The sequence below is a fragment of the Phormidium sp. FACHB-1136 genome (genome assembly GCF_014697375.1).
Taxonomy (GTDB): domain Bacteria; phylum Cyanobacteriota; class Cyanobacteriia; order Phormidesmidales; family Phormidesmidaceae; genus Nodosilinea.
The window spans coordinates 1-10,065 of sequence record NZ_JACJRS010000139.1; the positions used below are offsets into that span (position 1 = coordinate 1).

Annotated in this window: 10 protein-coding genes and 1 pseudogene; 10 read left to right on the plus strand and 1 reads right to left on the minus strand. The window is 52.8% G+C overall.

Annotated elements, in window-relative coordinates; genetic code table 11:
- Positions 1-184: hypothetical protein (locus H6G62_RS24380; RefSeq protein ID WP_190492888.1), on the plus strand; the 184-nt coding region annotated here is incomplete at its 5' end.
- A gap of 33 nt (positions 185-217) precedes the next feature.
- Positions 218-3,400 (plus strand): annotated as a pseudogene (gene hsdR / locus H6G62_RS24385) (type I restriction-modification system endonuclease); the annotation flags it as partial.
- Between the two features lie 2 nt (positions 3,401-3,402).
- Here hsdR and H6G62_RS24390 read toward each other — a convergent pair.
- Positions 3,403-3,804 carry a ribonuclease III domain-containing protein gene (locus H6G62_RS24390; protein WP_190500053.1) on the minus strand — a complete coding sequence of 134 codons (402 nt, stop codon included), beginning with the start codon at positions 3,802-3,804 and terminating at the stop codon, positions 3,403-3,405.
- Positions 3,805-4,304: 500 nt separating this feature from the next.
- On the opposite strand from H6G62_RS24390, the gene H6G62_RS24395 reads away from it, so the two are divergent.
- The 8 genes from H6G62_RS24395 (at position 4,305) to H6G62_RS24430 (ending at position 9,837) form a co-directional block, all read left to right on the plus strand.
- Positions 4,305-4,589 carry a type II toxin-antitoxin system Phd/YefM family antitoxin gene (locus H6G62_RS24395; RefSeq protein WP_190500055.1) on the plus strand — a complete coding sequence of 95 codons (285 nt, stop codon included), beginning with the start codon at positions 4,305-4,307 and terminating at the stop codon, positions 4,587-4,589.
- On the plus strand, positions 4,589-5,008 hold the full coding sequence (locus H6G62_RS24400) for a type II toxin-antitoxin system VapC family toxin (RefSeq protein ID WP_190500057.1): 420 nt from the start codon (positions 4,589-4,591) through the stop codon (positions 5,006-5,008). The genes H6G62_RS24395 and H6G62_RS24400 overlap by 1 nt, the downstream gene beginning before the upstream one ends.
- A gap of 6 nt (positions 5,009-5,014) precedes the next feature.
- Entirely contained in the window at positions 5,015-6,439 is a 1,425-nt protein-coding gene (locus tag H6G62_RS24405; protein WP_190500059.1) for an N-6 DNA methylase, read from the plus strand.
- Positions 6,440-6,443: 4 nt separating this feature from the next.
- On the plus strand, positions 6,444-7,052 hold the full coding sequence (locus H6G62_RS24410; protein ID WP_190500061.1) for a hypothetical protein: 609 nt from the start codon (positions 6,444-6,446) through the stop codon (positions 7,050-7,052).
- Between the two features lie 19 nt (positions 7,053-7,071).
- On the plus strand, positions 7,072-7,392 hold the full coding sequence (locus H6G62_RS24415) for a type II toxin-antitoxin system ParD family antitoxin (RefSeq protein ID WP_190500063.1): 321 nt from the start codon (positions 7,072-7,074) through the stop codon (positions 7,390-7,392).
- Between the two features lie 120 nt (positions 7,393-7,512).
- Positions 7,513-7,734: a UPF0175 family protein gene (locus H6G62_RS24420; protein WP_190500065.1), complete on the plus strand. Its 222-nt coding sequence runs from the start codon at positions 7,513-7,515 to the stop codon at positions 7,732-7,734.
- Complete coding sequence (locus tag H6G62_RS24425; RefSeq protein WP_190500068.1) at positions 7,734-8,228, plus strand: hypothetical protein; 495 nt, start codon at positions 7,734-7,736, stop codon at positions 8,226-8,228. Before H6G62_RS24420 ends, H6G62_RS24425 begins: the two co-directional genes overlap by 1 nt.
- 142 nt (positions 8,229-8,370) lie before the next feature.
- Entirely contained in the window at positions 8,371-9,837 is a 1,467-nt protein-coding gene (locus H6G62_RS24430) for a restriction endonuclease subunit S (RefSeq protein WP_190500070.1), read from the plus strand.
- Positions 9,838-10,065: the final 228 nt, after the last annotated feature.

Below are 10,065 nucleotides of genomic sequence, written 5' to 3' on the forward strand. Positions count from 1 at the left end.
CCTCCGCTGGCTCAAGGGTGCCGTCAACAAAGGGCGTCCGTTGCTCCAACCCATCCCCCTGCTCACCGTTGACCCTGAACCCTGCTTTGCCTCTAAAAACGCCGAAGACCAGTACTATGACCGCATCTGGTTCTCTAGGATCCAGTCCATACGATGTCAATTGCCCCCCTGGGAGGCGGCATAAAGATGTGTCAGGCAGTCAGGAGATGAGCGGGAATCTCAGTTAGACCTGCTGCTGCGGTTGCGGGATCGTGGCATCGTTCGAGGCGAGGTCTATGAGGTTTTCAACGAAATTCGGGTGGTGGGTAACCGTGCCACCCACGACAGGGTGGGCACCCACCGCGCCGCCCTCGATACCCTGAAGTTTGCTCGCAAGCTGGGTATTTGGTTCCATCGCACCTTTGGCGATCACAACTTCCGGCCAGGGCCTTTTGTACCGCCCCCGGATCCGGTGCAGGAATCGGAGACGATGCGCCAGGAAATGGAGCGCTTGCGGGCTGAAGTGCAGCGCTACCAGGAGGAGGTTGCCCAGTATCAGACGGCAGCGGAAGCGGCTCAGGCGGTAGCGGCAGAGGAATCGGAACTGCGGCAGTTGGCCGAGACTCTGATGGAGTCGGCAGAGGTCGAGGCGGCAGCAGCCCAGGAACGATTAATCGCGCTACAGACCGCCGCTGCCCAGCAACCCGCCCAGGTTCTGCAAAACACCATTGCCCAGGCCCAGGAATCCGAGCAGCACCTAGATCTAGATGAGACAGAGACTCGTCGCCTGATTGATGCCCAACTACGGGCCGCTGGTTGGGAGGTGGACTCAGAGGAGCTGACCTATGCCAAGGGCACCAGACCGCAGAAGCACCGCAATTTGGCGATTGCAGAATGGCCCACTGTTGACGGTCGAGCAGATTATGCCCTGTTTGTAGGACTGCAAGCCGTCGCTGTGGTTGAGGCCAAGCGGCAGCGAAAGGATGTCTACGGAGCCATCGACCAGGCCAAGCGCTACAGCCGGGGCTACATTATCAAAGGGGATGAAACCCTGCCCGGTGGCCCTTGGGGCGAGTACCGGGTGCCCTTTGTGTTTGCCACCAATGGCCGACCCTACCTGAAGCAGTTGGAGACCAAGAGCGGCATCTGGTTCTGTGACCTGCGGCGACCGGGCAACCTGCGGCGGGCCATCGGCAGTTGGTATAGTCCAGCGGGGCTGGTGGATTCCCTTGCCAATGACCTGGACGAGGCCAGCGCTCGCCTGGAGACTGAGCCCTTCAACTATGATTTTGGGCTATGGGAGCACCAGACCCAAGCCATCCAGGCGGTGGAATCGGCGCTGGCCCGGAATCAGCGAGAAATTTTGTTGGCCATGGCCACGGGCACGGGCAAAACCAAAACCTGCATTGCCCTGGTCTATCGTTTGCTGAAGACGAAGCGGTTCCGGCGCATTTTGTTTTTGGTAGATCGCAGCGCCCTGGGGGAGCAGGCTTCCAATGCTTTTAAAGATACCCGCATGGAGAGCCTGCAAACCTTTGCCGACATCTTCGACATCAAGGAGCTGAAGGATACTGCCCCCGACCGAGATACCAAAGTCCACATCGCCACGGTGCAAAGCTTTGTGAAGCGGCTGCTGTATCCCAGCGATGACAGCTCTCCCATCACTACCGACCAGTATGACTGCATTGTGGTAGACGAGTGCCACCGGGGCTATCTGCTAGACCGGGAACTGAGCGACAGCGAACTCACCTTTCGAGACTTCAACGACTATGTCTCGAAGTATCGACGGGTGCTGGACTACTTTGACGCGGTGAAGGTGGGACTGACGGCCACCCCCGCCCTACACACCACCGAGATTTTTGGTGATCCGGTATTCACCTACAGCTATCGGGAAGCGGTGATCGACGGCTGGTTGATTGACCATGAGCCGCCCCACCGCATCATTACGGCCCTGGCGGAAGACGGCATTACCTGGCAACCGGGCGACGATGTGGCCTACTACGACCCGAAAACTGGCCAGCTTGACCTGGTACACGCTCCCGATGAAATTCAGATCGATGTGGAGCAGTTCAATCGGCGGGTCATTACCGAGGAGTTTAACCGGGTGGTCTGCGAGGAGTTGGTCAACCACATTGACCCGACTCTACCGGGGAAAACGCTGATCTTCTGCGTCAATAATGACCATGCCGATATGGTCACCAAGCTTCTGAAGAAAGCGTTTCAGGAGCGGTATGAAGACATTGAAGACGATAGTGTTGCGATTATCACAGGTTCAGTCGATAAGCCTTTAGAGCAAATTCGCCGCTACAAAAATGAAGTCAGCCCCAAGGTGGCGGTGACGGTAGACCTGCTGACCACGGGCATTGATGTGCCTGCCATCTGCAATCTGGTGTTTCTGCGGCGGGTGAAGTCACGGATTCTCTATGCCCAGATGCTAGGGCGGGCAACGCGACGCTGTGACGACATCGGCAAAGAGGTCTTTCAGATTTTTGATGCGGTGAACCTGTACGAAACCCTGGCCGCCGTGTCGGATATGAAGCCAGTAGTGGTGAATCCGCAGATTTCCTTCACCCAGCTCATCGATGAACTAGAAACCGTGAGCGACCCCCAAGCGATGACAGAAATCCTGGATCAGATTACGGCGAAGCTACAGCGGAAGCGTCGGCACCTGAGCGACACCAGTCGAGACACCCTAGAAGGTCTGGCGGGGATGTCAGTGGATGAGGTGGTAAAACATTTGCGCCAGAGCCACCCCGGTGAAGCCGCCGCATGGCTGAAGCAGCGCCGGGACATCGCCGAGATTCTGGATCGACGGGAGGGGGGTAGCCAGCCGATGCTGGTGTCGTACCATGCCGACGAGTTGCGGCGGGTGGAGCGGGGCTATGGGGTTTCGGAAGTCGGAGTCGCCTACGGCAGGCCAGAGGATTATCTAGACGGGTTCAAGCGCTTTATTGAGACAAACTTGAACCAAATTCCGGCCCTGCTTGTCGTCACCCAACGTCCGCGAGACCTCACCCGTGCCCAACTGAAGGAACTGCGGGCGGCCCTGGATGGGGCGGGCTATTCAGAAGTGATGCTGCGGTCGGCCTGGCGAGATGCAACCAATGAAGACATTGCCGCCTCGATTGTGGGCTACATTCGGCAAGCGGCCCTGGGGGATGCCCTGGTGCCCTACGGGGAACGGGTGGATCGGGCGATGAAGAAGATTCTCTCTAGCCAACCCTGGACAGCCCCCCAAAGGCAATGGCTAGAGCGCATTGGCCAGCAGCTAAAGAAAGAAACCGTGGTGGATAAAGCCGCCCTAGACCAAGGACAATTCAAGGCCCAAGGCGGTTTTAAGCGCATCGACAAGGTGTTTAACCACCAGCTAGAAGCCCTCCTGGCCCAGATCAACAGCGCGATCTGGCCAGATGCGGGGTAGCGCTAGAGATTCAGCAGTTGTCGGACAAACGTCTCAACCTTGACATAGTTGTCGCCAGAATCTTGGAAGTAAGCCGCAATTAAGGCTTCAACAGCCCCGCTGAGAACCTTCTCGCTCTTCCGGCATCCTTGTCGCACGGCATTTTCAGCCAGGTAAAGCCGTGAACCAAGGTTCATGCCCTTAGCGACTTTGGCCAGCGCTTGATTACTAACCAACGTTGAGCGCACCTGGGTTAGTTGACCCTCGTCATAGGTGGGATAGCGCTTGCTCAGGATGGCTGTGATTACCCCCTGGAGAATGCCATCCCCAATGAACTCTAAGCGCTCATTGTGATTGGGTAAAGAACGATGGGTCAGAGCTTGACGCAGCAAGTTGGGGTTCTTGAACTTTGGCAGTTTAGGCATGACGATTCATACTATTGTAACGTTTACGTTACGCGCCATGAGTGGCCCAAATCAGCCCACACAAAGGATGGGGGCTGGGACGTTACCTAAAGGTTCAATGAACAAAGCGAGAAGGCTTGAAATATTTATGCCTCAAGCTCGCGGCTGCTAAAGTTCCAAGACTTTAGCTAGCTGCTCTCCATAAAGCAGCGCATTCGGTGGAACCGAACAGCGAGGAGTCAAACCAAGCAAGATGGGCTTTCTAGAAGCATCCCTTCTCCCTAGCATTCAGGGGATCCGCTCCGCTAAGGGAGTAGTTGCTGCTTGAGGCATAAATATTGCAAGGGTTCTAAGCATGTTTGTTGAAACCGCTAGAACAACGCTGGGTTTTCGAGGTGCGTAGCTACTGGTTCAACCTTTCATTGCTCGCAATGTCAATAGGCTGCTCTGGAGAGTTTTCGCCTTAGCCTAGCTATTGGCGTAAAATGGCCATATCCATAGCCATATCGGCAGGAGGGGCCATGACGCAGTACTCTATCGCGCAGGCGAAAGACAAACTCACCCAGATCATTCGCTCGGCGGAGGAAGGGCAGTCGGTAGAAATTACCCGCCGAGGAGAGCCCGTCGCGGTGATTTTGTCGATGGATGAGTACAGGCGGTTGTCGAAGGTGCCGCAAAACTTTGGCGAGGCGGTGCTCGCATTCCGCCAGCAGTACATCGAAGGGCAGCCCTGGTTTGAGGATGAGGAGATCGACGAAATTTTTAACGTCCGCGATAAATCTCCGGCGCGAGAGGTTGAGTTGTGATGGGGCCTCGGTTTTTGCTGGATACCAACGTGGTGTCAGAACCGCTCAAGCCCCGCCCCAATTCCCAGGTCTTGCGGCTGCTGAGGATGCATGGGGGGGCGGTGGCGATTGCCTCTGTGACCTACCACGAGATGAAATATGGCTGCTACAAGCTGCCTGAGTCGGCCAAAAAGCAGCGGATTGAGCTGTACCTCCGGCAACAGGTTGAGGCGTTGCTGCCCATTCTGCCCTACGACGATCAAGCGGCAAGCTGGCACGCCGTTGAGCGTCAACGCCTTACCCAGCAGGGGAGAACCCCACCCTACTTAGATGGCCAAATTGCGGCCATTGCTGCGGTCAATCGCCTGACCCTGGTAACGCGCAACGTCACTGACTTTGAAATGTTTCAAGACCTGTCGCTCGAAAATTGGTTTGATTAAACGCCCATGAACGCTACCTCCGATATTGTGCAAAAGCTGTGGAACCTGTGCCATGTCCTGCGGGATGACGGCATCAGCTATCTGCAATACGTCACCGAGCTAACCTACCTGCTGTTTCTCAAGATGATGCAGGAGACCGGAACAGAGGACACCCAGCTACCGGAGGGCAAGCGTTGGGACGATCTCACCCGGCTTGATGGGCTGGATCAGTTGAACTTTTATCGGGCCATGCTGTTGGAGCTGGGGCAAGATGCCTCGCGGCGGCGGGTGCAGGCGATTTTTGCCAATGCCCAGACCGCTATCAAACAGCCCCGCATCCTCAAAAAGCTCGTGACCAGCATTGACGGGCTAGATTGGTACTCGGCCAAGGAAGAGGGCCTAGGCGACCTCTATGAGGGCCTGCTGCAAAAAAATGCTGAAGAGAAAAAGTCTGGGGCGGGGCAATACTTTACCCCCAGGGCGTTGATTGACTGCATGGTGGCGCTGATGCAGCCCCAGCCGGGGGAGCTAATTCAAGACCCAGCGGCGGGGACGGGGGGCTTTTTGATTGCTGCCGACCGCTACATCAAGGCCCGCACCGACAATCTGTTTGCCCTGCCGGAGGCCGACCAGATTTTTCAGATTCACCAGGCCATCTACGGCATGGAGTTGGTGCCCGATGCCCATCGGTTGTTGTTGATGAACCTGCTGCTGCACGGCATCGAGAGTGAGGTGAGCCTGGGTGATACCCTCTCGCCGGAGGGCCAGCGGTTGCCCAGGGCCGACCTGGTGTTAACCAACCCGCCCTTTGGCACCAAAAAAGGCGGCGGCACCCCCACCCGTGACGACTTTACCTACGCCACCTCGAACAAACAACTGGCCTTTTTGCAGCACATCTACCGGGGGCTAAAGCCGGGGGGAAGGGCCGCTGTGGTGCTGCCGGATAATGTGCTGTTTGAGGCGGGCCAGGGCCAGAGCATTCGGGCCGACCTAATGGAAAAGTGCAACCTGCACACCATTTTGCGGTTGCCCACCGGGATTTTCTATGCCCAGGGGGTGAAAACCAATGTGCTGTTTTTTCAGCGGGGCACCACCGAGAAAGGCAATACCCAAGCCGTTTGGGTCTACGACCTGCGGACGAACATGCCCAGCTTTGGCAAGCGCACACCGCTAACCTTTGAGCACTTTGCCGAGTTTATGGCCTGCTATGGCGTTGCCCCCAACGGCACTGCCCCTCGCACCGACCAAGGCGAAACGGGCCGCTGGCGTTGCTTTAGCCGCGAGTTTATTACCCAGCGGGGCGAGAACCTGGATATTTCTTGGCTGCGGGATGAGAGCCTGCAATCTGCCGACGACCTGCCAGAGCCGGAGGAAATTGCAGCAACGATAATGGAGAAGCTACAGATCGCCATGACTGAGATGGAAGCCCTGACCGCTCTGCTGGAGGATTAACCCCATGGCAAAGATTTTGCAGAAAGGCGTTAGCTACACCTTCCGCTCCTACTTTGAACTACCCCAGGATACGGATGAGATTCTGGCGGAGTTTGGCTACGACTATGCCAAGACGCGGTTGCAGTTGCCCCTCACCCAGCGAGACATTCCCGGTTTGGATGCTCTCAAGGCGCAGATCGAAGACACGCTGCCCTATGTGCAGCTCACCAGCGAGAGTGCCAAGCGGGAGGTGCTGATCGCCCCGGTGATGATGCGGGTGGCCACCCTCGTCCATCAAATCTTGCGGTTTGAGTATCCCCTAAAGGTGAATGACTGGCTGCAAGGTAGTTTGGATTATCTGATTCGGGGGCACAACCAAATTGTGGTGGTAGAAGCCAAGCGGGATGACCTAACCCGTGGCTTTACCCAGTTGGCGGTGGAAATGATTGCCTTAGCGATGGACGAAACCGCTCCGGATACGATTTATGGTGCCGTCACAATGGGTAATTTATGGATTTTTGGGGTGCTCAATCGCCAGACCAAGCGCATCACCCAGGATATTAGCGGCTATCAGGTGCCGGATGATGTGGAGGCTCTGGTGAGGACTCTGGTTGGTATTTTGGAGCAGGATTGAGGGTAAAGCAGGAGGAAAGATGGACATTACACTAACGCCGGAGCTAGAACAATACCTTCAATCGAAGGTTAGCAGTGGAGAATATGCCTCGCCTAATGAGGTGTTTTTGGTGGGCATTAGGCTGCTGCAAGACCTTGAGCAAACTTACCAAGGGCGCTTTGAAGAACTCCGCAACGAGGTCAGATTTGGGCTGGAAGCCGCTGAGCGGGGAGAAGTGGTTGATAGTGATGGGGTATTTAATCGGTTAGCGGCAATTTTGGCGGATAGTGAATCGCTGAAACCCAAGACTAGCAAAGGGAACGATTACGCCCCTCAGACATCTTTAGGGCAGCAACTATGAAGCATTCGACAACGCGCCCTTGCTACTGGAATGTAGCCACAATCTGCTGAAGATGTTACCAAGGAAATTAGATTAGATCGCAAATGATAATAGCTTAATTCTTAAACTCGGAGATTGACTATGCAAGTACAGCTTGAATTGCCCGATTCGGTAAATGTTGACTCTGACTATGTTAAAGAAGCGGTGATGGCTGTACTGTATTCTACGGGCAAGTTGTCGGCTCAACAAGCCTGTAGAATTTTGGCGATTTCTCGACGCACGTTTGAGGAAATGCTTCCCCGCTATGGTTTTTCTGTGTTGGTGGATAGCGATGAAAATCTAGAGATTGAATTAGGGGCTTGATGGCTAAAGAGATTATTGTTAGCGATACAGGGCCACTCATTAGCCTAGAAAAAATTACAGATGGCTATTCTCTCATGGGCAAACTTTACAGACAGATATTGATTCCTCATGGGGTAGCTCAAGAGCTTTGTCAGGGGATGTTTTCGAGTTGGGATGCTTATTATGAGCATTATGGTTTGAGTGGCTTTGTCACTGTTGTCGAGATTCAAGGTATTAAAAGCTATCTTGGTTGTGAGACGTTGGATGAGGGCGAGAAACAAGCGATACATTTGGCACTGGAACGACAGTTGCCCGTGCTAATTGAGGAAGAACAGGGCAGGCGAATTGCTCAAACATTGGGCTTAAAGGTTTCGGGGGTTGCAGGACAGATTCTCAAGGCTTATCGTAATCAACTGATTTCTGCGGATAGGGCACAAACGAATTTGGCAGAGCTATTGAAGGCTGGACGTATTGGTAAAAGGCTGTATGGTGGGCTGATAGAAAATTTGCAGTAGTCAAAGCAGATTGGGTTTAAGTTTTGGAGAATTTAGGTTAATTAGCTTGATGAATCTTTGAAAGTTTGACGAAGTTAAGAAACCTGGTTTCTCAAAAAAGATTTCTAAGTTTGCAAGTGTTTAAGTGTGAGGAGATGGCAAAATGAGCCAGTTTGATGAATTGCCGGAAGGTTGGGTTGCGACAACAGTAGGAGAAGCGACAGATATTCTAGATCGTCTTCGCATTCCTCTTAATGCTCAGGAGAGAGCAAGTAAACAAGGCCCATATCCTTACTATGGGGCTAATGGAAAAGTTGATTCAATTAATGAATATATTTTTGATGGCGAATATACCTTAATAGCTGAAGATGGAGGCTATTTTGACTCACTAGGCAAAGATGTTTCCTATAGAGTAGAAGGTAAATTTTGGGTAAATAATCACGCTCATATAATTCAGGCTTTGGCAGAGATGTCTCCAAAGTTTATAACCTATTTATTTAACGATAAAAACTGGATGCCTTACGTTAGTGGAACAACGCGACTTAAACTAACTCAAGCATCTCTAAAGCAAGTTCCAATAAATCTACCCCCACTCAATGAGCAGCGGCGGATTGTGGAGAAAATTGAGGCATTAACGGCCCGAAGTCGGAAGGCGCGAGAAGCCCTTGAAGCCATACCAAATCTGCTGGATCAGTTTCGGCAGTCGGTTTTGGCGGCGGCTTTTCGTGGCGACCTCACCGCCGACTGGCGCGAACAAAACCCCGATGTAGAACCCGCCGAAGTTTTGTTAGAACGGATTCGAGTAGAGCGGCGTAGGCTTTGGGAGACATCTATTAAATTGAATGGTGAAAGCTTATCAAAGTATAAAATTCCATTTGAATTAGATATTAATAGACTTCCAGAGCTACCAGAATCATGGACATGGGGAAGTCTAGATCAGCTTCTCTTTTCTCTTCGCAACGGACTTTCACGAAAACCAGCAGATGATGTGCTAGGTATCCCGATACTGAGAATATCTGCGCTTCGCCCAATGACGTTAAATATTAATGACATCCGTTATTATCAGCCAATTCATGGAGAGAATGTAGATTCATATCTTCTTAAAGACGGCGATTTATTATTTACTAGATATAACGGGAATAGGGATTTTGTTGGAATCTGCGGAATCGTGAAAGACTTGTCAGGAAAACTTTTATACCCTGATAAACTAATTCGTGGCAAGCCTATCTCTAGTCATCTCTTTAATCCAAGTTTTCTCAAAATTGCTTGTAACTCTGGAGTATCAAGAAGATTTATTGATGAATGTGTAAAAACTTCCGCAGGTCAACACGGCATTTCTGGATCAGATTTGAAAAGAACTCCTATCCCGATTCCTCCTATTGATGAGCAATATGAAATTATGTCTCTTGTAAACGAAAAATTTGGAATTATTGATAATCTTCGGACACTTATAGCAAACAAATTTTGTGAGTTTCAAGTGCTCGATCAATCCATCCTCGCCAGGGCCTTTCGTGGCGAATTAGTGCCCCAAGACCCCAACGACGAGCCAGCCAACCTTTTGTTAGAGCGCATTCGGGCCGAGCGAGAACGGTTGGGCAACAGCAAAAAACGGGGCAAGGCCAAAACCTAGGGGGGATAACTGCCGAATAGCGTCTATCCTGACTGCCTGACAGAAGTGGGTGAAAGGCTTGAAACCTCGTGCTGCGAGGGGGAAAAGGTGAGGTGACATGAGACGCTGGAATTGCATATCTCAGGGTCTTTGCCATGCCAGCCACCACCTGTCTCTATGATCAAGTGCTGTCCTTGCTGCGTCAATATAGCCATCGTCGGGATCTGCGACACCTCAAGGCCTTGGCGT